Origin of the sequence: Lentzea sp. CA-135723, assembly GCF_050936595.1 — a bacterium.
Lineage (GTDB): Bacteria > Actinomycetota > Actinomycetes > Mycobacteriales > Pseudonocardiaceae > Lentzea.
In genome coordinates this window covers 1,634,990-1,657,782 of sequence record NZ_JBNJMK010000002.1, presented here as the reverse complement: position 1 = coordinate 1,657,782, position 22,793 = coordinate 1,634,990, and the positions used below count along the sequence as shown (strand labels likewise).

24 protein-coding genes are annotated in these 22,793 nt (G+C 69.3%); 11 read left to right on the top strand and 13 right to left on the bottom strand.

The window, feature by feature from the left end:
• Position 1: 1 nt before the first annotated feature.
• The 4 genes from ACQEU1_RS43680 to ACQEU1_RS43665 are packed head-to-tail and all read right to left on the bottom strand — an operon-like array spanning position 2 to position 4,436.
• Entirely contained in the window at positions 2-976 is a 975-nt protein-coding gene (locus ACQEU1_RS43680; protein ID WP_433216306.1) for an ABC transporter permease, read from the bottom strand.
• Positions 973-1,935: an ABC transporter permease gene (locus ACQEU1_RS43675; RefSeq protein WP_433216303.1), complete on the bottom strand. Its 963-nt coding sequence runs from the start codon at positions 1,933-1,935 to the stop codon at positions 973-975. Before ACQEU1_RS43675 ends, ACQEU1_RS43680 begins: the two co-directional genes overlap by 4 nt.
• On the bottom strand, positions 1,916-3,406 hold the full coding sequence (locus ACQEU1_RS43670) for a sugar ABC transporter ATP-binding protein (protein ID WP_433216300.1): 1,491 nt from the start codon (positions 3,404-3,406) through the stop codon (positions 1,916-1,918). Before ACQEU1_RS43670 ends, ACQEU1_RS43675 begins: the two co-directional genes overlap by 20 nt.
• Positions 3,396-4,436 (bottom strand): ABC transporter substrate-binding protein, encoded by a 1,041-nt coding sequence (locus ACQEU1_RS43665; RefSeq protein WP_433216297.1) that lies wholly within the window; start codon positions 4,434-4,436, stop codon positions 3,396-3,398. Before ACQEU1_RS43665 ends, ACQEU1_RS43670 begins: the two co-directional genes overlap by 11 nt.
• Positions 4,437-4,560: 124 nt before the next feature.
• Here ACQEU1_RS43665 and ACQEU1_RS43660 point away from each other — a divergent pair, with 124 nt between their 5' ends.
• Both ACQEU1_RS43660 and ACQEU1_RS43655 read left to right on the top strand, forming a co-directional pair.
• A complete protein-coding gene (locus ACQEU1_RS43660; protein WP_433216294.1) occupies positions 4,561-5,553 on the top strand; it encodes a LacI family DNA-binding transcriptional regulator in 993 nt (330 codons plus the stop codon).
• Positions 5,550-6,089, top strand: a complete 540-nt coding sequence (locus ACQEU1_RS43655; protein ID WP_433216291.1) for a hypothetical protein — start codon at positions 5,550-5,552, stop codon at positions 6,087-6,089. Before ACQEU1_RS43660 ends, ACQEU1_RS43655 begins: the two co-directional genes overlap by 4 nt.
• On the opposite strand, the gene ACQEU1_RS43650 is transcribed toward ACQEU1_RS43655, so the two are convergent.
• The 6 genes from ACQEU1_RS43650 to add all read right to left on the bottom strand — a co-directional run bounded on the left by ACQEU1_RS43650 (position 6,077) and on the right by add (position 12,049).
• On the bottom strand, positions 6,077-6,571 hold the full coding sequence (locus tag ACQEU1_RS43650; protein WP_433216288.1) for an O-acetyl-ADP-ribose deacetylase: 495 nt from the start codon (positions 6,569-6,571) through the stop codon (positions 6,077-6,079). The genes ACQEU1_RS43655 and ACQEU1_RS43650 overlap by 13 nt on opposite strands.
• Before the next feature lie 757 nt (positions 6,572-7,328).
• Positions 7,329-8,594, bottom strand: coding sequence for a tannase/feruloyl esterase family alpha/beta hydrolase (locus tag ACQEU1_RS43645; protein ID WP_433216285.1), 1,266 nt, complete (start codon positions 8,592-8,594; stop codon positions 7,329-7,331).
• An 11-nt stretch (positions 8,595-8,605) separates the two neighbouring features.
• Positions 8,606-8,974 (bottom strand): STAS domain-containing protein, encoded by a 369-nt coding sequence (locus tag ACQEU1_RS43640; RefSeq protein ID WP_433216282.1) that lies wholly within the window; start codon positions 8,972-8,974, stop codon positions 8,606-8,608.
• 59 nt (positions 8,975-9,033) lie between these two features.
• Positions 9,034-9,954 (bottom strand): AraC family transcriptional regulator, encoded by a 921-nt coding sequence (locus ACQEU1_RS43635; RefSeq protein ID WP_433216279.1) that lies wholly within the window; start codon positions 9,952-9,954, stop codon positions 9,034-9,036.
• 92 nt (positions 9,955-10,046) lie between these two features.
• Complete coding sequence (locus ACQEU1_RS43630) at positions 10,047-10,916, bottom strand: SGNH/GDSL hydrolase family protein (protein WP_433216276.1); 870 nt, start codon at positions 10,914-10,916, stop codon at positions 10,047-10,049.
• A gap of 134 nt (positions 10,917-11,050) precedes the next feature.
• Positions 11,051-12,049 (bottom strand): adenosine deaminase, encoded by a 999-nt coding sequence (gene add, locus ACQEU1_RS43625; protein WP_433216273.1) that lies wholly within the window; start codon positions 12,047-12,049, stop codon positions 11,051-11,053.
• 175 nt (positions 12,050-12,224) lie between these two features.
• On the opposite strand from add, the gene ACQEU1_RS43620 reads away from it, so the two are divergent.
• On the top strand, positions 12,225-12,707 hold the full coding sequence (locus ACQEU1_RS43620) for a nucleotidyltransferase domain-containing protein (protein ID WP_433216270.1): 483 nt from the start codon (positions 12,225-12,227) through the stop codon (positions 12,705-12,707).
• A gap of 10 nt (positions 12,708-12,717) precedes the next feature.
• Entirely contained in the window at positions 12,718-13,437 is a 720-nt protein-coding gene (locus ACQEU1_RS43615; RefSeq protein ID WP_433216267.1) for a class I SAM-dependent DNA methyltransferase, read from the top strand.
• On the opposite strand, the gene ACQEU1_RS43610 is transcribed toward ACQEU1_RS43615, so the two are convergent.
• Positions 13,434-13,820 carry a nuclear transport factor 2 family protein gene (locus ACQEU1_RS43610; protein WP_433216264.1) on the bottom strand — a complete coding sequence of 129 codons (387 nt, stop codon included), beginning with the start codon at positions 13,818-13,820 and terminating at the stop codon, positions 13,434-13,436. The genes ACQEU1_RS43615 and ACQEU1_RS43610 overlap by 4 nt on opposite strands.
• 56 nt (positions 13,821-13,876) lie before the next feature.
• Between ACQEU1_RS43610 and ACQEU1_RS43605 the strand changes: the two genes are divergently transcribed.
• Together ACQEU1_RS43605 and ACQEU1_RS43600 are read left to right on the top strand one after the other, a co-directional pair.
• Complete coding sequence (locus ACQEU1_RS43605) at positions 13,877-14,449, top strand: PadR family transcriptional regulator (RefSeq protein ID WP_433216261.1); 573 nt, start codon at positions 13,877-13,879, stop codon at positions 14,447-14,449.
• Positions 14,450-14,464: 15 nt separating this feature from the next.
• The gene (locus ACQEU1_RS43600) at positions 14,465-14,773 is read left to right on the top strand and encodes a hypothetical protein (protein WP_285631591.1); all 309 of its coding nucleotides are present in this window, start codon (positions 14,465-14,467) and stop codon (positions 14,771-14,773) included.
• On the opposite strand, the gene ACQEU1_RS43595 is transcribed toward ACQEU1_RS43600, so the two are convergent.
• Positions 14,770-15,162 (bottom strand): GNAT family N-acetyltransferase, encoded by a 393-nt coding sequence (locus ACQEU1_RS43595; RefSeq protein WP_433216257.1) that lies wholly within the window; start codon positions 15,160-15,162, stop codon positions 14,770-14,772. The two genes, ACQEU1_RS43600 and ACQEU1_RS43595, sit on opposite strands and share 4 nt — an antisense overlap.
• Before the next feature lie 73 nt (positions 15,163-15,235).
• Here ACQEU1_RS43595 and ACQEU1_RS43590 point away from each other — a divergent pair, with 73 nt between their 5' ends.
• The 4 genes from ACQEU1_RS43590 (at position 15,236) to ACQEU1_RS43575 (ending at position 19,646) form a co-directional block, all read left to right on the top strand.
• A complete protein-coding gene (locus ACQEU1_RS43590) occupies positions 15,236-15,745 on the top strand; it encodes a hypothetical protein (protein ID WP_433216254.1) in 510 nt (169 codons plus the stop codon).
• Positions 15,746-15,863: 118 nt separating this feature from the next.
• The gene (locus tag ACQEU1_RS43585; protein WP_433216251.1) at positions 15,864-17,111 is read left to right on the top strand and encodes a PepSY-associated TM helix domain-containing protein; all 1,248 of its coding nucleotides are present in this window, start codon (positions 15,864-15,866) and stop codon (positions 17,109-17,111) included.
• A gap of 130 nt (positions 17,112-17,241) precedes the next feature.
• Positions 17,242-18,261, top strand: a complete 1,020-nt coding sequence (locus tag ACQEU1_RS43580) for a YbaB/EbfC family nucleoid-associated protein (RefSeq protein ID WP_433216248.1) — start codon at positions 17,242-17,244, stop codon at positions 18,259-18,261.
• Positions 18,262-18,314: 53 nt separating this feature from the next.
• Positions 18,315-19,646, top strand: coding sequence for a M28 family peptidase (locus tag ACQEU1_RS43575; protein WP_433216245.1), 1,332 nt, complete (start codon positions 18,315-18,317; stop codon positions 19,644-19,646).
• 6 nt (positions 19,647-19,652) lie between these two features.
• Here the strand turns inward: ACQEU1_RS43575 and ACQEU1_RS43570 are convergent, their stop codons facing one another.
• Entirely contained in the window at positions 19,653-21,608 is a 1,956-nt protein-coding gene (locus ACQEU1_RS43570) for a putative bifunctional diguanylate cyclase/phosphodiesterase (RefSeq protein ID WP_433216242.1), read from the bottom strand.
• Positions 21,609-21,732: 124 nt separating this feature from the next.
• Between ACQEU1_RS43570 and ACQEU1_RS43565 the strand changes: the two genes are divergently transcribed.
• On the top strand, positions 21,733-22,770 hold the full coding sequence (locus tag ACQEU1_RS43565) for a sugar ABC transporter substrate-binding protein (protein ID WP_433216239.1): 1,038 nt from the start codon (positions 21,733-21,735) through the stop codon (positions 22,768-22,770).
• The last annotated feature ends 23 nt before the right edge of the window (positions 22,771-22,793 follow it).

Here is a 22,793-nt window from a genome sequence, read left to right as displayed (position 1 = left end):
CCTATCTTCGCAATATTCGTTGTAGGACAACGACGATGAGGAGGAACACGCCGCTGACCACTGACTGGTAGTTGCTGTCGAGCGTGCCGATCTGGTTGATGACGTTCTGGATGACCTTGATCAGGCCCACGCCGATCACGGTGCCGAGGATCGTGCCCATGCCACCGGTCAGCAGGGTTCCGCCGATGACGACGACCGCGATGGCGTCCAGTTCGAGGCCGACGCCGATGACCGTGACGCCCGACTGCAGATAGGCGGCGGTCAGGGCGCCGGCGAGACCCGCCAGCGTGCCGCTCATCGTGTAGACGAGGATCTTGGTCCTGGCGACGGGGACACCGAGGAGGACCGCCGACTGCTCGGCGCCACCGGTGGCGAACACGTTCTGGCCGAAGTTGGTGCGGTTCAGGACCATGCCGCCGAGCAGGGCGAGCACGGCGGCGACGAAGATCGGGTAGCCGAAGCCCGCCACGGTGCCGCGGCCGAGCTCGACGAACGCGCTGTCGCCGTCGATCTTGTACGTGTTGGCGCCCTCGTCGGTGATCGCGAGCAGCAGTCCGCGGGCGAACAGCAGCGACGCCAGGGTGACGATGAACGGCGCCATGTTCGTCTTGGCGATCAGCAGGCCGTTGATCAGGCCGATCAACCCGCACACGACGAGCGGAAGTGCCAGCGCCACCAGGAACCCGTACTGCGAGCCCCACGCGGCGAGCACGCCGCCGAGCGCGTAGAGCGAGCCGACGGACAGGTCGATGCCGCCCGTGATGATCACGAACGTCATGCCGATCGCGATGATCGCCAGGAACGAGCCCTGCAACGCGAGGTCGCGCAGGTTGTCGAGGCTGCCGAAGCGCGGGAACACCAGCCACGACACCGCGACCATGAGCACGAGCGCGACGGCGGCGCCCTGGCGTTGCAGGACCTTGGTGCGCGCGGCCTTGGTCGGGCTCGGCGCCGCCTTGGTGAGTGTCGTCGTCATCGGCGCTCCCGAGCCACGTAGACGGCGGCGACGATGATCGCGGCCTGGATCATCTGCGCGATCGAGTCGGGCAGGTTGTGCTTGATCAGGGTGGCCCTGACGAGCTGCATCAGGATCACGCCGAACACGGTGCCGAGCACGCGGACCTTGCCGCCGGTCAGCGGGGTCCCGCCGACGACCACGGCGGTGATCGCGGACAGCTCCATCAGCATGCCCATGTCGGCCGGGTCGCTGGCGGCGAGCCGGGAGGTGGCCAGCACGCCCGCGATCGCCGCGAGCGCGCCGCAGATCGCGTAGACGCCGACCAGCACCCGGTTGACCGGCAGGCCCGCGAGCGTGGCCGCCTTGCGGTTGCCACCGATCGCGACGAGCTGACGGCCGAACGTCGTGCGGTTGGTGACAGCGGCGATGACGAGCGCCAACACCCCCGCGATCAGCACGCTGACCGGGATGCCGAGCACGTCGTCGGTGCCGAGGGCGAGGAACGCCGGGTCGCGCAGCTGCACGAGCTGGCCGTTCGCGATCACCAGGGCGAGGCCGCGGCCGCCGACCAGCAACGCCAGCGTGGCGACGATCGGCTGGATGCCGACCTTGGCGACCAGGAACCCGTTGAACGCTCCGCAGAGCACGCCGACGACGAGCGCCATCGTGATCGCCATCAGCGGGCCCGCGCCCAGGTAGAGCGGGATGATCGCGGCGGCGAGCGCCATCACCGCGCCGACGCTCAGGTCGACGCCCTCGGTGCCGATCACCAGCGCCATGCCGAGCGCGACGATCAGCACCGGCGCGGCTTGCACGAGCTGCGTGGTGAAGTTGCCGACCGTCAGGAAGTTGGCCGTGAACAGGGCGTTGAACAGCAGCAGGACGACGACGGCGACGTAGACACCGTTGTCCTGCAACCACTGCGTGCGCGTGGCCTTCGTGGTGACCTTGGTGGCTTTAGCGGCTGTCTGCGTCATCTCTCACCTCCGCCGCGATCGCGTTGAGCACGTGCTCACGGGTCAGCTGCTCTCCTTCGAGCTCTCCGGCGACCGCGCCGTCGCGCAGCACGACGACGCGGTCCGACCCGTCGAGCAGTTCGTCCAGTTCGGAGCTGATCAGCAGCACCGCCAGGCCTTCCCGCGCGAGCTCGTCGATCAGCGCCTGCACCTCGGCCTTGGCGCCGACGTCGATGCCGCGCGTCGGTTCGTCGAGGAGCAGGATCCTCGGTTCGGTGCACAGCCACCGGGCGAGCAGCACCTTCTGCTGGTTGCCGCCGGACAGCTCCGCGACCTTCTGCTCGGGGCTGGACACCTTGATGCGCAGGCGTTTGACGAAGGTGTCGACGATCCTGTCCTGTTTGGACCTGCTGACCACGCCGAACCTGCTCAGCCTCGGCAGCGCCGCGAGCACGATGTTCTCGCGCACGGACAGGTTCGGGATGATCCCCTCGGTCTTGCGGTCCTCGGCGAGCATGCTGACGCCCGCCCTGGTCGACGCCTTCACGGTGTGCGCCACGGGCTTGCCCGCGACGAGCACCGTGCCGCTGTTCAGCGGGAGCGCGCCGATGATCGCCTTTGCGGTCTCGGTGCGGCCGGAGCCGAGCAGGCCGGCGAGGCCCACGACCTCGCCGGGCCGGATGGACACGCTCACGTCGTTGATCCGCGGCGTGCTCGTCAGGTTGCGCGCTTCGAGCACCGGCTGGGTGTCGGCGTGGTGGTCCTCGCCGAACGCCGTGGTGCCGTCGCGTTCGATCTCCTTCACCGACCTGCCGAGCATCAGCGAGACGAGCTCGATGCGCGGAAGCTCTTCGAGGGAGCCGCTGTGAACGTTCACACCGTCCCTGAGCACCGTCACGGTGTCGCAGATCCGGTACAGCTCGTCCATGCGGTGGCTGACGTAGATGATCGCGATGCCCTCGTCGTGGAGCTTCTGCACCACCCCGAGGAGCGTCTCGACCTCGCGCGGTTCCAGCGACGACGTGGGCTCGTCCATGATGACGACGTCCGCCTCGGCGTCGACGGCCCGCGCGAGCGCGACCATCTGCTGCTCGCCGACCGCGAGCGTCCCGAGCGGGCTGCTCACGTCCGCCGTGATGCCGTAGCCCTGCAGGAGCTTCGCGGCGTCGGCATCCCTCTTGGCACGGTCGATCAGCCCGAACCGGTTGCGCGGCTCGCGGCCGAGGAACAGGTTCGCCGAGACGCTCATCAACGGGACGAGGTTCACCTCCTGGTAGATCGTGGAGATGTGCCCGTTGCGGGTGATGGAGCCGGCATCCGGGGTGTGGATGCCGGTCAGCACCTTGATCAGCGTCGACTTGCCGGCGCCGTTCTCCCCGACCAGCGCGTGGATCTCGCCGCGCTGGAGCGTGAAGCTGACGTCGTCGAGGGCGCGGACGCCGGCGAACGTCTTGGTGACGCCCGCGACCTCGATCACCGGATCAGTAGGCATTGCCGAGCTTCTGCGCGGCGTTCGTGGTGTCGTACTCGTCGTCGGAGATCACGATGGTCGCCGGGATCTCGTCGCCCTTGCCGAACTTCTCCAGCGTGTCGAACGCGAGCGGACCGAAGCGCGGGTTGGACTCGACGACCGCGGTGTAGCTGCCGTCCGCGATGAGCTGCACGGCGTTGCGGGTGCCGTCGATGGAGACGACCTTGACGTCCTTGCCCGGCTGCTTGCCCGCGGCCTTGAGCGCGGTGACGGCGCCGACGCCCATCTCGTCGTTCTCGGCGTAGACGGCGGTGATGTCGGGGTTGCTCTGGATGAGCTGCTCCATCACGGCCTGGCCCTTGGACCTGTCGAACTCACCGGTCTGCTCGGCCACGACGGAGAGGCCCGGCGTGCCCGCGATGCCGTCCTTGAAGCCCTTGGTGCGGTCGACCGTGACGTTGTTGCCCGAGGCGCCGAGCAGGATCGCGACCTTGCCGGTGCCGCCGGTGGCCTTGATCATCTGCTGCGCGGCGCGTTCGCCCTGCTTGACGAAGTCGGAACCGATGAAGGTCAGGTAGTCGGCGCAGGGCTGCGAGGTGACCTTGCGGTCGATCGTCACGACCGGCACCTGCTTGGCCTTGGCCGCGTCGAACGCGGGCTGCAGGCCGTCGGAGTTGAGCGGCGCGACGATGAGCAGCTTCACGCCGCGGTCGAGCAGCGACTTGATGTCGCTGATCTGCTTGTTCAGGTCGCTCTGGGCGTTGGTGACCAGCAGGTCGGCGCCCCGCTTGGCGGCCTCGTCCTTGATCGACTGGGTCTCCGCGATGCGGAACGGGTTCGCTTCCTTCTCCGACTGCGAGAAGCCGACCGAGGCGCCCTTGAGCTCGACCTGCGGGTACCCGGTCTTGCTGCGCGCACAGCCGGGACCTGCGCTTTGGTTCTGCGCGGCGGACGCGGCGGGCCCCTCGCTACTGGCTGTGGTCGGGGTTTCTCTGGCTGTGCACCCCGTCACGAGCAAGGCGGCGACGGCGATGAGCAACATGCGAGACATCGTTGGCTCCTACACGGCGGGCTTGGCGTGGACGCGCTCTCAGGCGTTAGATTTGCATCGTTGTTCCAACGATGTAAAGACCCGGAACCGTCTCGGTTTTTTTCGCGGCACTTTTCAGGAGGCTGTGTTGGCCACGCTCAAGGACGTCGCCCGGCTGGCGGGAGTCTCGGTCAAGACCGTGTCGAACGTGGTCAACGGCTACTCGTTCGTCAAACCGGACAACCGCCGCCGCGTCGAGGAGGCGCTCGAAGCGACCGGCTACCGCCCCAACCTCGGCGCCCGCAACCTCCGCCGCGGCCGCACCGGCTTCATCGCCCTGGTCCTGCCGGAGCTTTCCATTCCGTACTTCGCCGAACTGGCGGGCCTGGTGATCGCCGCCGCCCAGGAGCACGAGTGGAACGTGCTCATCGAGCAGACGTTCGGCACCTTGGCCGGCGAGCGCTCGGCGTTGGCCTCGCTGGGCCCGCACCTGGTGGACGCGGCGATCCTGTCGCCCGAGGCGTTGCAGGTGGACGACTTCCAGCTGTCCGTGCCCGCGGTGCTCCTGGGTGAGCACGCGGTGGACGTCCCGATCTCGCGCGTCGGCATCGACAACGTGGCCGCCGCACAGGCCGCCGTTCGGCACCTGATCTCGTTGGGGCACAAGCGGATCGCCGCGATCGGCGCACACCCTCACCGTGGTACGGCTGCTTTGCGTCTTGAGGGGTACCGCGCAGCGCTGGCGGAGGCCGGGTTGCCGTTCCAGGACGAGCTCGTCGTGCCCGCCTTGAACTACCACCGCGCGGACGGCGCCGCTGCCATGAAGTCGTTGCTGGACCTGCGGATGCCGCCGGACGCGGTGTTCTGCTTCAACGACCTGCTGGCGATCGGCGCGATGCGGGCAGCGGCCGAACGGTTCGTGCGGGTGCCGTCGCAGCTGGCCGTGGTCGGCTTCGACAACAACGAGGAGAGCGTTTACAGCTCGCCGTCGCTGACCTCTGTGGCGCCGGACAAGTCCGCCATCGCCCGCGCGGCCGTGGACCTGCTGCACCGGCGGGTGGAGTCGCCGGACTCGGTGCTGGAGGACGTGGAGACGCCGTTCTCCTTGCAGGTGCGGGAAAGCACCGTCGCGCGATGACGGTGACGTTCGGCCCGGACAGCATCGTGTTCGCCGGGTACCGGTTTCCGTGGGCTTCCGTTGCGCCGCACGGGGTGTTGCGCGCTGCCGACGTGCGTGACGTGTCCACGTCGTTCGCGCCGTTCGAGCTTCGGACCGTGGCCGGTGAGACGTTGTTCTTGACCGACTCCGCCGGGCTGAAGGCGTTCTGCGCACGGCACGACGTGCCAGAAGTGGTGCGGTTCGACGTGTGGGGAAACCTGCTGGAGCCGTTCCTCGACACTTCGTTCGGTTCGGAGCACGTCGCCGCCACCTCGGCACGACTGCACGGGGTGGGGTTGTCGCCGTCGGCCGTCGACTCGATCCGGGAGCGGGTCGGGCCGTTGATGCGGGCCTACAACTTCGACAGCATGCTGTGGGAGTGGGCGCATCTCGGGTTGTACGACCTGTTGGACGCGTTGAGCGGAACCCTGGTGCCGGCTGCTCTGCCTGCGGCGTTGGGGGATCCCGGCGAGGTGTACCGGTGGGCGATGGAGATCGCGGACTACGGGCGGTAGGCGTTCAGGGTCTTCTCGTCGAACAGCACGAACCTGATCAGCTCGATGCCGGCGTCCCGCACGGCGGCGTTGGCGATGCGGGCGGCGTCTTCGACCGGCCAGCGGTAGATGCCGGTGGAGATCGCGGGGAAGGCGATCGATCGTGCGCCCAGGCTTTTCGCGACCTTCAGGGCGTTGTGGTGGCAGTCGGCCAGGAGTGCTGAGCGGTCCTCGGTCGCGGACCAGACCGGGCCGACGGTGTGGACGACCCAGCGCGCCTTGAGCCTGCCCGCGGGCGTGGCGACGGCCTGGCCGGTCTTGAGGCCGCCGCCGTAGTGGCCGGCGCGGAGCTTCCGGCAGGCGTCGAGGACCTCGGGCCCGCCCTTGCGGTGGATCGCGCCGTCCACTCCCCCGCCGCCCAGCAGGGAGGAGTTGGCGGCGTTCACGATCACGTCGACTTCCTGCTCGGTGATGTCGCCGAGGACGTACTCGATGGTGGCCACGTCCCCGATTGGATCACGACGGCGGACGAGGATGACACCTGACCTCTCGAGACTCGCCCTGATCGTTCTCTTACGCCGATTTACTCGTTGGGGCGCTTCCACACAACGATCTGCAAGTCGAGCTCAGTCGCTCCGTTCTCAACGTATCGGTTTGATACGGTCACGCTCGCCCATCTGCCTTCTGGATGCACAGCACCAACCCCGTCTTGATATCGACATCCGCCACCTCCTTCTGCTCCTTCGAGTTGGCGCAGTCGGCGTAGGTGACACGCTTCGCGAAGGGGCAAGCCTGCGAGCGGCAGTCAACGATGGTTCTGCAGTTGGCGCCGGTGTTGTCCCGATAGAGCGCGGGATCGGGACCAACGAACGGCGTAGTCGTGGTACCTGCGGTAATGACCGTCGCCCGCTGAGCGACGCGAGACAGCCGACTGCAAGCAGCACGCCGGCAACACCGAAGAGGATGGCATCCTCTTTCAGGCTCGCCTGCACGGCCAAAATGATTGAGACGCCATCGGCAAGCAGATCAACAGCGAGCACGGTGGAGTTTCCCAGAACCGCCTGACGGTTGTTTTCACGCGAGTTCTGCTGCTCAGACGAGGTCAACAACTTCTCTTAGATCAAGGGCGCCGCGAGGCGGAGTTCCACAGGCTCGTCGCGTCACCACTCATCAAGGTTAAGGCTGTCAACAATTCCATCTGACCTGCGCAAATGCGCGATTCCGCTGCGACTCCCACTCGCTGCGCCTTTGTCGCCGGCGTCACGCGAGCGGACAGGTGCTCACGTCCGCGGGCCTGGGCAGAGTGGCCGAGGGCGGTGGTTGCACGCCGTCCAACCACCGTTCCAGCGCCACGAACGCCGACCGGTGGCACGGCGCGAGCGGCCTCAGCCGGTCCGGGTAGGTGTCCACCAGGCCGTCGACGTGCGTTCCCTGCTCCACCCGGTAGTAGCGGTGCAGCCGGTCGGGCGTCATGGCCGCGTACACGTCCGAGTCCTGGCTGATCGGCAGCAGCACGTCGTAGGTGCCATGCACGGTCAGCAGTGGCCGTTTCACCTTGCCCGTCAACGCGACCTTCGAGACGGCGGGTCCGGCGATGGGGCGGCGCGCCGCGTAGGAGTAGTCGGCGTCGCAGTTGGGCGTTCCTGAGGCGCAGAACGGGACGCCTGCCTCCAGGGCGCCGTCGAAGCCCGGGTCGAACTCCTCGCGGTAGATGCGCTGGGTCAGGTCCCAGTAGTAGCGGTAATGGTAGTCCCACAGGAACTCGGTGCCCGCTGGGAAACCTGCTGCGACCATCTCCTCGTGCGCGCCCGGTTCGCCTGCCAGGTAGCGGGGGTAGGCGCGCAGGATCGGTGGCAGGAAGGTGAGGGGGTTGGGGCCCTTGGCCGTCCACAGCGTCCCCTCCCAGTCGACGCCGCCGTCGTAGAGGTGCGGGCGGTTCTCCAGCTGCCAGCGGACGAGGTAGCCGCCGTTGGAGATGCCGGTGGCGATCGTGCGGCGCGGGGCTCGGCCGTAGCGTTGGGAGACAACGGACTTGGCGGCGATCGTGAGCTGGGTGAAGCGGTGGTTCCACTCCTGCATGGCGTTGCCGTCTTTGTAGAACTGGGCGCCGGTGTTGCCCTTGTCGGTGGCGGCGAAGGCGTAGCCGCGGGAGAGGACCCAGTCGGAGATGGCCCGGTCGTTGGCGTACTGCTCGCGGACGCCGGGGGCGCCGGTGACGACCAGGCCGCCGTTCCAGCGGTCCGGGAGTCTGATCACGAACTGGGAGTCGTGCCAGCCGTGGTTGGTGTTGGTGCGGGAGGTGTCCGGGAAGTAGCCGTCGATCTGGATGCCGGGGACGGCCGGCGGCACCGGGAGTGCGGCGCTGGTGAGGCCCGCCCAGTCGGCCGGGTCGGTGTGGCCGGTGGCGACGAGGCCCGTGGTGGTGAGGTCGGCGAGGCGGGTCAGTTCGTGGTGTTCCGCGCCGGGGACCTTCGTCGCGGCGGTCGGCGGCGTGAGCGCGAGGACCAGTACCAGCGGAAGCAACATAGCTGGTCAAGCTAGTTGTGGTGGCCCTTCGGCGACATGGTTGCCTGCCACACAAGGCCCGCCTTGAAGGTGGTGAAGCCGAACAGGTCCAGCACCCGGCGCACCTGCGGCCGGGTGCGGTGCAGGTCGAACGACTTGCCGTTGTGGTGGGCCGCGCACAGCAGGAGCAGCAGGGTGCGCAGGCCGCTCGCGGACAGGAACGTCACGTCGGCCAGGTCGATCGTCACGCGGTCGGTCGTGGTGTCGGTGACGCCGGGCAGCACGGCGGCGAAGAGGAGGTCGCAGGTCGTCATGTCCATCTCGCCGCGGCAGGTGGCGACGAAGCGGGTGCCGGAGCGTTGCGTCCGCACGGCGAACGGGCTGGTCTCACGGGCAGTCATCGACCAACTTCAGCGCACGGACCGGCCCGAACGATAGCAGCCAGAACGAAGCGTCAGCTTCAAAAGCGAAGCGTCTGCGAGGGCGAACGTCCATAGGCCGTGCGGTAGTGCGCAGCGAACACACTCGGCCGCGCATAACCCCACCTCGCGGCGATAGCTGTCACCGTGCCGTTCGCCGCACGTAGGTCTTCGTGCGCACACGCCAGCCGCACGCGCCGTAGATAGGCCATCGGGGTCGTGTCGAGATGACGCCTGAACGCCAACTGCAACGCACGGATGGACACCCGTGCAGCCCGTGCGATGTCTCCGGCCGTGATGTCCTTCGCGGCGTTGGCCTCGATGAACGCGATGGCGCGCCTCAGCGTCTTCGGCTGTGCACCGTGCCGCTCGGCCGTGTCCACCAACGCGCTGTGGGGAAACGTCGCCAGTGTGGTCGACACGAACAGACGCGTCGCGTTCGCCACGACCAACTCGTTGTCGCCGAACGTCGGTAGCACCTCATCGTGCAGATGGGTGCACATCGACATCCACGCAGCGCCAGCCCGTGACGAGAGAGGGCGACACCCGGCAAAGCGCACGCCGTCAGCAACCTCGTCCACCACGGCCTGCGTGAACACGATCATCGACGCCCGCGGGTCCTGCGTACCCGCCGTGAACGGCCGGCCGGGCGGCACGGACAGGAAGACCTCGCCCGGCGACACGAACCGGTCCTCGCCGTCAGAGCTGTAGCGAAGCCGCCCGGACGTCAGGTGCCCGAAGATGTAGTCCCCCATCGGCTCGCCGGCCGCCTCGAACCCGATGTGCCCGCTCAGCCGGTCGAACCGCACGGGGCCGAGCGCGCGGGAGGCGAAGCGCAGCGACGAGCCCCGGTCACCGCTGCTGAACCGCAACTTCGCGTACGCCGTGGTCAGCACCGCGTGCGCCGCGTCCAAGTCCGTCACCTCGACGACCTCTTCCACGTCCTGCACGATCCTCGCCACGCCGGACGGTGTCCACCGGCCGAACGATCGATTCCGGCGGTTGGCGGAACGCCCTGTCTCGTGCCCCTGCGGGACGTTCCGCCACCGGTGGATCAGACCCGGACGAGCGAGGCGAGGGCCGTCTGGCCCTGCTGGTTCGGGTGGAACACGGCCTCCTGGCCCTCCTGGCCCGGCGCCAGCGCGTCGAACCCGCGCAGGAACGGGGTGCCCGACTCGCACAGGGCGTGGCCCTCGAACGTGCCGGGGCGGGAGAACGGGCTCACGTACGTGACGTTGACGCCACGGTGGAGAGCCTTCGCCGCCGCCGAACGCAGCGTCGCGTCGATGCCGTCCGCGACCTCGTTGCCCTGCGCGCGTTCCTCGGTGGTGAGGATGCCGTCGCCGCAGACCGGGTCGAGGGTGGCGCCTGCCGGGTTGGCCTTTGTGGACACTTGACGGCCGTAGCCGACGAGGACGACTCGGGCGTGCGGGCTGCGCTTCTTGATCTCGGTGAGGACGCCGGTGACGTTGCTGCCCATCTGCGGGAGCTTCGCCAGCATGGCCTCGGTGGGTGCGCCGGTGCAGTCCGACTGGATGCACAGGCCGCCGTACTGCGCGTACTGGAGGTCGTTGGTGCCGATGGTCAGGAGCACCACGTTCGTGTTGCGCTTCAGGGCCTCGTACTGGGGCCGCTGGCCCTTGAACGGGGCGGCGAGTTCCTGGGTTTCCACGCCGCTGCAGCTGACGTTCGTGAAGCTGCCCAGGCGTCCCTGGGCGCGCAGGCGGGCGGCCACCTGTTCGCCGTAGGAGTTGTCGCTCCGCCAGCAGGTGCCCGCGGTGCCGTCCTGATAGGAGCCCGCGCCGGTGCCGGAGGCGTAGGAGTCGCCCATGACGACCAGCGAGGTGGAGTAGGTCGCGTTCGCCGTGGGAGCGATCCCAAGTGCGGCCGCGACAGCTGTGAGTACGACAAGAGTTCTCTTCACCGGACCCCCGATGTGGATGTCAATGCACCGCGATGGTGCCCGAACAACGCATCTCGACGCCGCCTGTCGAGATGCGCTGAACGGCTTGACGTCAGGGTTTCGGGTGAGAGGGCAACAACTTCGGCCCTGCCGTGCTAATCGGACACCGCGGCGATCTCCTCCAGCAGCGCGGTCTTGCGGTCGCTCGGCAGGAACGACGCCAGCACGGCGTTCTCGGCCAGGCGGGCCACCTCGGTGCGGCCGAGGCCCAGTGTCGTGGCCACGGCGAGGTATTCGCCTTCCAGGGTGGCGCCGAAGAACGGCGGGTCGTCGGTGTTCAGCGTCACGACGACGCCGGCGTCGAGCATCTGCCGCACCGGATGCGCCTCGATGGAGGCGACCTGCCGGGTGCGCACGTTGGACGTCGGGCAGACCTCCAGCGGAACTCCCTTCAACGCCAGGTGTTCCAGCAACGCCGGGTCCTCCCAGCAGCTCGTGCCGTGGCCGATGCGCTCGGCGTGCAGGTCGCGCAACGCCGACCAGATCGTCTCCGGGCCGGACGTCTCCCCCGCGTGCGGGACGCTGTGCAGGCCCGCTTCCCTTGCGGCAGCGAAGAAAGGCGCGAACTGGGCTCGGCCCACGCCCTGCTCCGGGCCGCCGAGGCCGAACGAGACCAGGCCTTCCGGGCGGGAGGACAGCGCGAACGCCAGCGTCTCGCGGGCAGCGACCAGGCCCTTCTCACCGGGGATGTCGAAGCACCAGGCCAGGTCGACGCCCAGGGCGAGAGCTTCCGCGCGGCCGCTCGCCAGTCCCTCCAGGAGTTCGTCGGAGGCCATGCCGTCGGTCAGGTGGTTGTACGGCGTCACGGTGACCTCGGCGTACCTGACGTTCTGCCGCGCCAGCTCGCGAGCCAGGCCCACGACGAGGGTGTGGATGTCCGCGCTGCCCTTCAGCATCGACTGAACGGCCCAGAACACCTTCAGGAAGTGGTCGAAGTCGCGGAACGTGTAGAAGCGTTCCAGCTCGGCGCGGTCGGTGGGCACTCCGGCCTCCGGATGACGACGCGCCAACTCGAGAACCGTGTCGAGGCCGGCCGAACCGACCAGGTGGACGTGCAGTTCGACCTTGGGCAGGGCGTGGATGAACGAACGCATGGCGAAGCTCCCCGGGAAAGAGGTGAGAGGTGTGCGCAGGAACGGGGACGACTCAGGGAGCGAGGTCGCCACGTTCGGTGTCAGCGCCGTAGAGCGGCAGCTTGAAGTCCGGCACGAACCCCAACCTAGCGAAACCCGGTGGCGGAGCGCGAGCCTCACTTGCACGCTGTCGGGCATGACCGGGGAAGACGTGCTGGAGATCCTGAACGCGCTCGACGGCTTCGACGTGCACGTCGGCGGCGGCTGGGGCGTCGACGCGCTCCTCGGCCGGCAGACTCGGCCGCACGCCGACCTCGACCTCCTGCACCGCGAGGAGCAGGAACCGCGGATCCTCCAAGCCCTCCAGCGGAAGGGGTTCGTGGAAACGCTCTCCTGGCGCCCCGTCCGGTTCGTGCTCACCGGACCGGGACCGCGCGAGATCGACCTGCACCCGCTCCGGTTCGCGGACGACGGCAGCGCCGAGCAGTCCTCGCTGACGCCGGGCGAGCCGTTCCGCTACCCCGCGGCGTGCTTCGTCACCGGCACGATCCTCGGCACGACCGTCCGCTGCCTGTCCGCGGCACAACAACTGCACTTCCACCAGGGTTACCAGCCGCGCGAACGGGATCTGCACGATCTCGAGCTGCTGCGCGGAATAATCGGTGGCGCCGGGTCCTAGCGTGGGTCAGGTGAAGGGATTCAACCCGAGTTTCGGCCCTGAAACAGCGAAGACCTACGACGACGACCTCAGAGGCGACGAGGCCGACACGGTCCGCTTCCTCCGGCGGTTCGGCGACCGGGCGCTGGAGTTCGCGATCGGCACCGGCCGCATCGCCTTGCCGCTCAAGGAATCCGGCGTGCACGTGGACGGCGTCGAGCTCTCCCCCGACATGGTCGCGCGAATGCGCGAGAAACCGGGCGGCGACAGCGTCGAGGTCGTCCTCGGCGACATGTCCACCGAAGGCACCGGCCGCACGTACCCGCTGGTGTACCTGGTCTTCAACACCATCACGAACCTGCTCACCCAGGACGACCAGGTCCGCTGCTTCGAGAACGCGGCGCGCCACCTCACCGACGACGGCGTGTTCGTCATCGAGTGCGGCGTGCCGAGCTGGGCCGCGCGGCAACGCCACCAGTACGTCGACGTGGAGAAGGTGGAGATCGACCACGTCGAGCTCGACGTCAACCGCTACGACCCCGTCACCCAGATCCTCGACGAGAACCACGTGCACATCGGCGCGGACGGCATCCGGTTCGGCGCGATCAGGCAACGGCTCTCGTACCCCGGCGAGTTCGACCTCATGGCCCGCATCGCCGGGCTGTCCCTGCGGCAGAGGCACGCGGGCTGGCTGAACGAACCGTTCGTCGCCGACAGCAGACGGCACGTCAGCGTGTACGAGAAGGCCTAACCCGCGATCGCCTCGGCCTTGATCTGCTCGAACTGGGCGGCCATCGCGGCGGACAGGGCCTGGGCGCCGGACAGCGGCCGCACCATCACGGTGAACTCGTCGATCAGCCCGTCGGCGTTGAGGTGCAGGAAGTCGCAGCCCTGGATCTCCTTGCCGCCGATCTCGGTCCGGAACACCAGCGCGTGGTTCTCCCCGTCGACGATCTCGCGCTCGTAGCGGAAGTTCTCGAACACCCGCATCACGCCGCGCAGGATCGCGGCGGTCAGGGCCTTGCCGGGGTACGGCGCGAACGCGACGGGGCTGGTGAACACCACGTCGTCGGCCAGGCACGCGGCCATCGCCTCGGTGTCGCGCGCCTCGACGGCCTTGCGGAACGCGTTCACAGCCCACCTCGCATACTCAACTTGTTGACTATCCCGAGGCACCGTAACCTGCCGGTATGTCGCTGCGCAACGCCGTGATGGCCACCCTGCTCGACGGTGAGGCGTCCGGCTACGACCTCGCCAAGACCTTCGACGCGGCCGTGGCGAACTTCTGGATCTGCACGCCGCAGCAGCTCTACCGGGAGCTCGACCGGATGGAGACCGACGGGCTGATCACGGCCAGGACCGTCGAGCAGGAACGCAGGCCGAACAAGCGGTTGTTCACGCTCACCGAGAAGGGCGCGAGCGAACTGACGAAGTTCACCGCGCAGCAGCACAAACCCACCGCGATCCGCGACGAGCTGCTGGTCGCCGTGCTGGCCGCGGACTCCGGCGACCTCGACGCGGTCAAGGCCTCCATCCGCGAGCGCAAGCAGTGGGCCGAGGCGAAGATCGAGCGCTACGAACGCCTGAAGGCCAAGCTCCTCAACGGCAAGGCCGAGGACGACTTCCTGGCCACCGCGGACCGCGTCGGCCCGTACCTGACGCTGCTGAGGGGTCTGTCGTTCGAGCGGGACAACGTGAAGTGGTGCGCCAGGAGCCTCACCGTGCTGGAGCGGCGTGGTGCCCGCCTCGACGCGCCCACGTGAGGTTGAATCGGGGTCATGAACGGCATCTCGGTCTTGCAGGAGGCACTGAGCGCGCCCGCGCAGGAGGCGCGCAACCGGTTCGCGGGGCGGCTCAACGGCTACCTCGACGGCTCGGACGTCGTGCACGCGGTCCGGTTGCAGGGCTGGCTGGGCCTCGAGGTGCCGGGCCCCGGCTGCCACGTCGGCACGGGCAGCTGGGACTTCACCCGCTTCAAGGCGACGACCTCGCCGGTGACGTGCGGCCGGTGCCGCAGCGCCGGACTGCTCACCAGCTCGTTCACCGGCGGCCCGCACCAGCAGACACTGGACCTCGAAGGCATCTAGAGCGCGGTGCGGTTGCGCAGCCCCATCCCGGTCAGCGCGCTCATCCCCAGCCGCTCGTAGAACGGCCGCAGCTCCTCGTCGCACGTGAGGTCCACCGAGTACAGGTGGGCGGCCTCGGCCACGATCCGCCGCATCAGCTCGGAGCCGATGCCCTGCCCCTGGAACGCCGGCCGCACCTCCAGCCACGGCACGAACGCCGTGAGCACGCCGTCGCTGATCATGTGCACGAACCCGGCGACCTCGGACCCGGACCACGCGACGACCACGCGGTAGCTCCCGCGCAGCACGGCGAGGTGCTGGGCAGCGGACGGCGCCACCGGCCAGCCCACGAAGAACCCGGCGAGGTCGGCCTCGGTGAGGCCGCTGACATCAGTGCGGTACGAAATCACGTCGACATTGAACCAATCTCGTACGCCATCCGTAGGGCTGGTTTCGACCAATTTCCCGGCTAAGCTCCTGGTCATGACCCTGCCGACCGCTCCACTGCGCCGTGCGCGCTGTGCTGCCGTCGGCGTGGTCAACGGCTCGCTCGCGGTCCTCGCGCACTCCAGCGCGGACGGTCACCTGCCCGACGCCGGACTCGTGTTCTCGCTGGTAGCGCTGCTGACGTGGGCCACGACGGGGTTCGCGAAGCACGAGCTGACGTGGCAACGGCTGCTCCTGCTGATCGGTGGCGGCCAGCTCGCCATGCACGTCCTGGTGTCGCTCGCCGCGTTCCGGCACGTGCACGAGGCCGAGCCGGCGCGCATGCTCACCTCGCACGTGCTCGCCACCGCGGTGACGGTCGCGGTGCTCGCCGCCGCCGAACGCACGGTGCTCACGCTCGCCCGCGCCATCGCGGCCGCGCTCCCCCGCAGGCTCACCGCGCTGCCCGCCAGCGCTCCCCTGGGCGTCTGCACGCCGTCGGCCGCGCCCGCCGCGGTCGTCCTGACCGTGCCGCTGTGGCGCGGTCCCCCGGCTGAACAGGTCTGAAGGTCCCTTCACAGGTCCGCTCACCCGAGCGGTCCTGCCCCTGTTCACGCCCATTTGGAGCGCCATGACCACCACAGCCGCTCCGTCACGCACATCGTTCGCGTGGCGGGGACTCTTGATGCGCCTGCACTTCTACGCCGGCGTGCTCGTCGGCCCGTTCATCCTCATCGCCGCGCTGACCGGCGTCCTGTACGCCCTGACCCCGCAGCTGGAGTCGTGGGTCTACTCCGACCAGCTGCGCGTTCCCGCCACCGCACAACAACTTCCGCTGTCCACCCAGGTCGACGCCGCCCTCGCCACGTCACCGCAGGGCGAGCTCGTCGCGGTCCGCCCGGCGCCGGAACCCGGTGCCACGACGCGGGTCCTGTTCGCCGAGAAGGGCCTGGGCGAGTCCGAACGCCGTGCGGTCTTCGTCGACCCCGGCACCGGACGCGTCACCGGTGACCTCGTGGTCTACGGGTCGAGCGGGGTGCTGCCGCTGCGCACGACGCTGGACCAGTTGCACCGCAACCTGATGCTCGGCGAACCCGGCCGCCTCTACAGCGAGCTCGCCGCGTCGTGGCTGTGGGTGGTCGCTCTGGGCGGCCTGGTGCTGTGGATCTCCCGTGCCCGCAACAGCAAGCGCATCAAGACCCACGGCCTGATCGGCGTGTGGGTGCTCGCGGGCGCGTTGTTCCTGTCCGCCACCGGCCTCACCTGGTCGGCGTACGCGGGCGAGAACGTCGCGATGCTGCGCACGGCGGTCGGCTGGAGCACGCCGACGTTGAAGATGACCGGCGACGGCGAGAGCCACGGCGACCACGGCACGACCACGCCCACCCCGTCCGCCGGCGGGCACGGCGAGATCGACGAGGTGTTCGGCGCCGCGAAGGGCGCGGGCCTGGACGCGAAGGGCGTCGAGATCAGCCTGCCGGTCGAGGCCGGTGGCGCGTGGAAGGTCGCCGAGATCGAGAAGGGCCTGCCGTCGCAGGGCGACGCGGTCGCGGTGCAGGGCGGCAACGTGATCAGCGAGCTCAGGTTCGCCGACTTCCCGCTCGGCGCGAAGCTGACGCGCTGGGGCATCGACGCGCACATGGGCGTGCTGTTCGGCTGGCCCAACCAGCTGCTGCTGTTGCTGATCGGCGGCGGACTGGTCGCTTTGGTCGTGCTCGGTTACCGCATGTGGTGGAAGCGCAGGCCGACCAGCGGCTTCGGGCGGCCGACACCGCGCGGTCAGTGGCGCAAGGCCCCGCGCGGCGCGTTGATCGGGCTCGGCGTCGGCGCGCTGGTCGCCGGGTGGTTCGCACCGCTGCTCGGGATCAGCCTTTTGGCCTTTTTGCTCGTCGACGTTCTCCTTGGCAGGAGGCAGAAAGCAGCCGCCTCCTAGACCGTCCACTGTGGACAAGGCTTGCCTGATCTGGACATTTACGGCATATTAATGCCCGGTGAGCCGGGAAGCCTGGTCGGCCCACCCGTCACGACACGGTGACGGGTGGAGAGCTGACAGGGGTGTGCCCATGACACTGATCCCGCACGCCATTCCTCTGATCAACGATCCCCAGGTCGTCCACGCGCTCGCCGCGCGCTGGCGCCGCACGAGGACGTTGCTCCTGCTCTCCGCCGGTGTCCTGCCCGTCGCCATCGGCATCGTCTGCGTCGTGCTCGCCGGGATGACCTCGGCGGGCCAGCGGATCATGCCGTGGTGGGTGGCCATTCCAGCCGTCGCCGCGGCGGCCTGCGCGTGGGCGTTGCTGACCTGGTTGCGCCGCAACGGGTTGAGCGACCCGCACTCGTGGCTGCCCGCGACCACCCTGATGACCGGCGCGCAACTCGTGCTCGGGGTGCTGCCGGGCTCGGGCATCGCGCTCAGGCTCAGCCCCGGCGCGGCGATCGCGGTGAAGGCCCTGTGCGCGGCCGGGGTGCTCGGCGCGGGTTCGGCCAGCGCGCTCGCGCGGATGGCCCACCGGTCGCTGCTCTCCGCGCCGGTGCTGGAACTCGGCTCCACGTCGTTCCCGCTCGTGATCGACGGCCGCGGCACGCGCCTCGTGATCGGCACGGACCGCGTCGACTGGACCACCAGGCACGGCACGCGCGTCGACGCCGGCGTCTCGTTCGCGCGCGTCCTCCGCGTCTCGGCGCACGCGAACGCCATCGCGGTGCACACCGCGTCGGGTTCCTGGACGGTTCCGGTGGCCGATCCCGAGGGTGCGCGGGCGTTGCTGCGCCGCCGCATCGCGTGGTGGGAGGAGGGCAGGGACGCCGCGGCCGAACGCGAGCAGCGCCGCTACCTCGACCTGGTCTCGCTGCTCGCGGCGGTCAGCGGCGAGGCGACCCGCGGCGGCATCACGGTCACGGTCGACTCGAACGGTCACACGACGGGCATCGACCTGAGCCCCGAGGTCCGCGACCTCGCCCCGGAGGTCCTGGCCGCGCAACTGATGGCGTGCGTGCAGAAAGCGCGTCAGAACGCACGCCGCCAAGTGGAGGATCTCGTGCTGGAGCACGCCGACGACCACCTGGTGAAAGCCAGCCACTAGTCGGTTGTCGCGGAAGTGACGGCCTGCCTACGTTCGCCTGAGGACTTCGGGAGATGGGGGACGACTTGCGCAGACGTGACTTCTTCGCGGCGGCGGCCGGTGTGGCCGCTGTCGTGGCCAACCCCGCGAGTGCGCTCGCGGCCACCGAGCAACGGCCGGGCGCCTCGCACCTGCCGGACCTCGACCTCGGCGACTTCCCCGTCGTGGCAAGGGTTCGCGCCCGCACGGCACTGGAACACCTCAAGGTGCTGAGCGAGAGGATCGGGCCGCGGATCGGCGGCACCGAGTCGGAGCTCAAGGCCCGCGACTACCTGGTGCGCGAGCTGAAGTCGTTGCGGTACCAGGTGACGACGCAGCCGTTCACCGTGCCGGACAAGTACCTCGCCGACGTCAACGGCAGGTGGCAGGCCGGGGCGTCGCGGTTCGGCGCGCTCGGCGTCACCGTCAAGGCCCCCTTCGTCGAGGTCACCGACGGCGCGTTGCCCGACCTGACCGGCAAGATCGCCTTCTACGTCAACGCCCCGGCCGGGTCCGCGCCGACGCACGCGGCCGTCGAACGGGGTGCGGTGGCCGTGGTCCTCGGCCGGATCTCCGCCACCGCGAGCAAGTCGGGCGCGTTCTCCCCCACGCTCGACCGCAACGTCACCGTGCCGGTGATCGGGCTCGCCCAGGTGCACACCGAGAAGCTGCGCGCGCAGGGCACCGGCGAGCTGACGATCAAGACCACGCACCACCCGAACCTGACGTCCTACAACGTGATCGCGGACCGCCCGGCGACGTTCCCGTGGCGTGACAACGGGGTCGTGATGGTCAGCGCGCACTACGACAGCGTGCCGGGGTCGCCGGGCGCCAACGACGACGGCAGCGGCACGGTCCTCTGCCTGGAGCTCGCCCGCGTCCTGCGGTACCTGCCGACGCACAAGGCGTTGCGGTTCGCGTTGTGGGGCTCGGAAGAGCAAGGACTGCTCGGCTCGCGGCACTACGTCTCGCAGCTGCCGCCCGAGGAGATCGCGCGGATCAAGGGCGTGTTCCAGAACGACATGGTCGCCACCAGCCACTCCCCCGCGACCGCGTACTGGCTGCTGTCGGTCGACGGCGCCGACAACGCGACCACGGCGGCCGTTCGTGCTGCGGCACAACGACTCGGCTACGACCCGAGGGTGCACGGGCCGGTGGCGCGCGGGTCGAGCGACCACGTGCCGTTCCACGAGAAGGGCATGGCGTCGGCGAACTTCAGCTGGCGCGGCGAGGCCGGCCCGGCGAACCTCGAACCGATCTACCACACCCCGGAGGACACGATCCGCGACAACGTGAGCCTGGAACGGTTGCAGGTCTCGCTGGAACTGATCGGCGCGGCGGCCTACCGGCTCGCCAGTCAGCGTTAGTCAGCGTTAGTCCGAGGCAGTGATCAGTTCCTTGAGCGACCGGTCCCGCAACCAGTCGGCGAACTGGTCGGCGGGCAGCGGTCTGCTCAGGCAGTAGCCCTGCACGATGTCGCAGCCGAGAGCGGCGAGGACGCTCCACGTCTCCTCGTCCTCGACGCCCTCGGCCACGACCTCCAGCTCCAGGTTGTGCGCGAGTCCCAGCAACGAGCGGGTGATCGCGCCGCTGGACGCGTCCGAGCGCATGTTCGTCGTGAACGAGCGGTCGATCTTCATCTCGTGCACGGGCATCGTGCGCAGGTAGGCGATGGACGAGTAGCCGGTGCCGAAGTCGTCGATCGAGAGCCGCACTCCGAGGTCGCGCAACCGGGTCAGCACGTCGCTCGCGCGGTGCGGGTCGGCGATGATCGCGCTCTCGGTGATCTCCAGCGTCAGCACGTCCGCCGGCACGCGGTGGCGTTCCAGCAGCACGGAGACCTGCTCGGGGAACGTCCGGTCGTGCAGGCACTGCGCGCCGACGTTGACCGAGATCGGCACGTCGCGGCCGTCGAGGTGCCAGGCGCGGCACTGGGCCAGCGCGTGGTCGAGCACGTACTGGGTGAGCGGTTCGATGAGCCCGGTCTCCTCGGCGGCCGGGATGAACCGGTCGGGCCCGAGCAGGCCGTGCCGCGGGTGCTGCCAGCGGCACAGCACCTCGGCGCCGCAGACCGTGCCGCTGCGCAGGTCCGCTTTCGGCTGGTAGTGCAGGACGAGCTCGGCCTGGTCGAGGGCGCGGCGCAGGTCGCTGATCACGGTGAGCTGGGCGGCGCTGTGCTCGTCGAGGCCCGGCTCGTAGACGGCGGTGCCGAGACGGGCGCGCTTGGCCGCGTACATGGCGATGTCCGCGTGCTTGAGCAGTTCGTGCCCGTCGGCCGAGTCCGTCGGGTAGAGCGCGACGCCGATGCTGCACCCGACGTCGACCGCGAGTCCGTCCAGGTCGACCGCTTCGTCCAACGCCTTGTGCACGCGTTGGGCGACGATCAGCGCGTTCGCCGCCGTGCTGACTGACGGCAGCAACACGGCGAACTCGTCACCGCCGAGCCGTGCGACCGTGTCCACCTCACGGACCGCGCTGGTCAGACGGGTCGCGACGAGCTGCAGGAGCCGGTCGCCGAACGCGTGGCCGAGGGTGTCGTTGATCGGCTTGAAGCGGTTGAGGTCGATCAGGAACAGCCCGAGCGGGTCGCCGGTCTGGTTGCTGCGGCCGATCGCCTGCGCGGTGTGCTGGGTGAGCAACGTGCGGTTGGCCAGCCCGGTCAGCGCGTCGTGCATCGCCTCGTGCTCACTCTTCGCGGCCTGGCGCAGGATCTTGCGGCGGTGGCCGAGCAGGACGACGCCGCACAGCCCGACGAGCCCCAGATCGACGATGAACGCGATGAGCGCGGCGGTGCGCAGGTTGCCGTTCTGGATTTCTGCCGAACGCAGGTAGTCCGTCGTCTCCAGGCGTTTGAGCTGCACGACCGTGGAGAGCTGTTTGCGCAACGACGCCAGCGTGAGCTCGGCCTGGTCGGCCTTCTGCAGCGTGGTCACGGGATCAGCGGCGATGACGGTTTCGCGCAACAGCACGGTGTAGTCGTCGTAGAGGTCGCTCACGATCGTGGCGGCGCGGACGTCCGCGGGAGTGCCGTTCTCCTTGAGCCAGCGCAGGCTCTCGTCCGCGGCACCGGCCGCGGTCGCGACGGGCTGGCTCATGATCGGCGTGCCGGAGCGGACGTAGTCGGTGAGCGCGTGGTCGGCGACGTCGACGTTCTGCACGACGACGCCCCAGCGGTCGCTGACCTCGGTGAGCTCGTGCAGGTGCGTGGCCGCCTGCTGCATGCTCAGGCTCGTCCAGAGCGCGAGGCCGGCCAGCGCGGCGAGACCTACCGTCAGACTGACGACCGTCGTCTGCACGGTGGTGCGGGCCTCGACCCAGTTGGACAGCATCGGTGCCGCCTTCCCTGCGAAGTAGCTATTGGTACGCAGCCAAAGGACCGCACGCAAGCCGACACCTCGATCCGCTGTGCGATAACCTCCTCGGCTTCCGGCGGCCGACTGATGGGGTTTGACCGTGTTCCGTTCCGCTTTCCTGATCCTGCCTGCGGTTTTGCTGATCGCCGGGTGCGGCGGGGAGCAGACGTCCGATGACCCGCCGACGATCGGGTTCGTGTCGCAGAACACCAGCCGCGACTTCTCGAAGGAGATGAGCGAGGGTTTCCGGGCGGGCGCGGCGATCTCCGGTGGCGTGCGGACGGAGACGACGGGACCGGACACTCACGACGGTCTGAAGCAGGCCGCGTTGCTGCGCGACCTCGCCACCCGCGCCAAGGGCGGCATCGGACTGTCCGCTGTGGCCCCCGAACTCGTGGCAGAGCCGATGGCGCAGGTGGTCGACCAGGGCGTGCCGATGATCGCGGTGGCGGGCGGGCAGATCGCGCCGGGCAGCGGCGTGGGGCTGCTGATCGAGAACGACAACTACGAGCTCGGCCGCGTGCTCGCGGACGCGACCGTCGAGCGGCTGCCCGCCGACTCCGCCGGCAAGGTCGTGATCGGCAGCAACTCCCCGGCGATGCCCGCGCTGGACGCCCGGTCGCTGGGGTTGCGCGAACGGCTGGCGGAGCGGTTGCCGAAGCTGCAGGTGATCGGGCCTTTGGACACCGGGCGCGACCTGGGCGCGAACCTCGCCACGTGGCGGCGGCTGGCCGACGCGAACCCCGACGCGGTGGCGTTGCTGGGGGCGGGTGACGTGGACGCGATCAACCTCGCGCGGGTGCACCAGGAGAAGGGCGCGGCGTGGCTCGCCGGGGCGTTCAGCCTGGACACCAAGGCGTTGCAGGGGGTCAAGGACGGGCACCTGTTCGCGACGGTGTCGGCCGAGCACTTCCTGAAGGGCGCGGTGGCGGGGTGGTTGCTGGCCGAGCACACGAAGGGGCGGCCGCTGCCGGAGGGGTGGATCGTCTCGCCGGGGCTGCTGGTGCAGGCGTCCAACGTGGACGAGGTGGTGCGGCGGCAGGCGACCGAGGAGAGCAGGCTCGCGGCGGCACGGCCGCAGATCGACGAGCTGATCGGCTCGGCGAAGCACCTGCGGCCGCTGGACCAGGCGCGCTGATCGCGGCGGGCAACCGCTTGCCC

Bases quoted from the DNA above. Each gene is read 5' to 3' on its own strand.
- ACQEU1_RS43570 (WP_433216242.1), bottom strand. From the start codon at position 21,608: ATGCTGTCCAACTGGGTCGAGGCCCGCACCACCGTGCAGACGACGGTC.
- ACQEU1_RS43600 (WP_285631591.1), top strand. From the start codon at position 14,465: ATGAACGGCATCTCGGTCTTGCAGGAGGCACTGAGCGCGCCCGCGCAG.
- ACQEU1_RS43590 (WP_433216254.1), top strand. From the start codon at position 15,236: ATGACCCTGCCGACCGCTCCACTGCGCCGTGCGCGCTGTGCTGCCGTC.
- ACQEU1_RS43575 (WP_433216245.1), top strand. From the start codon at position 18,315: ATGGGGGACGACTTGCGCAGACGTGACTTCTTCGCGGCGGCGGCCGGT.
- ACQEU1_RS43585 (WP_433216251.1), top strand. From the start codon at position 15,864: ATGCGCCTGCACTTCTACGCCGGCGTGCTCGTCGGCCCGTTCATCCTC.
- ACQEU1_RS43655 (WP_433216291.1), top strand. From the start codon at position 5,550: ATGACGGTGACGTTCGGCCCGGACAGCATCGTGTTCGCCGGGTACCGG.
- ACQEU1_RS43580 (WP_433216248.1), top strand. From the start codon at position 17,242: ATGACACTGATCCCGCACGCCATTCCTCTGATCAACGATCCCCAGGTC.
- ACQEU1_RS43665 (WP_433216297.1), bottom strand. From the start codon at position 4,436: ATGTCTCGCATGTTGCTCATCGCCGTCGCCGCCTTGCTCGTGACGGGG.
- ACQEU1_RS43675 (WP_433216303.1), bottom strand. From the start codon at position 1,935: ATGACGCAGACAGCCGCTAAAGCCACCAAGGTCACCACGAAGGCCACG.
- ACQEU1_RS43620 (WP_433216270.1), top strand. From the start codon at position 12,225: ATGACCGGGGAAGACGTGCTGGAGATCCTGAACGCGCTCGACGGCTTC.
- ACQEU1_RS43680 (WP_433216306.1), bottom strand. From the start codon at position 976: ATGACGACGACACTCACCAAGGCGGCGCCGAGCCCGACCAAGGCCGCG.
- ACQEU1_RS43670 (WP_433216300.1), bottom strand. From the start codon at position 3,406: ATGCCTACTGATCCGGTGATCGAGGTCGCGGGCGTCACCAAGACGTTC.
- ACQEU1_RS43640 (WP_433216282.1), bottom strand. From the start codon at position 8,974: ATGACTGCCCGTGAGACCAGCCCGTTCGCCGTGCGGACGCAACGCTCC.
- ACQEU1_RS43605 (WP_433216261.1), top strand. From the start codon at position 13,877: ATGTCGCTGCGCAACGCCGTGATGGCCACCCTGCTCGACGGTGAGGCG.
- add (WP_433216273.1), bottom strand. From the start codon at position 12,049: ATGCGTTCGTTCATCCACGCCCTGCCCAAGGTCGAACTGCACGTCCAC.
- ACQEU1_RS43645 (WP_433216285.1), bottom strand. From the start codon at position 8,594: ATGTTGCTTCCGCTGGTACTGGTCCTCGCGCTCACGCCGCCGACCGCC.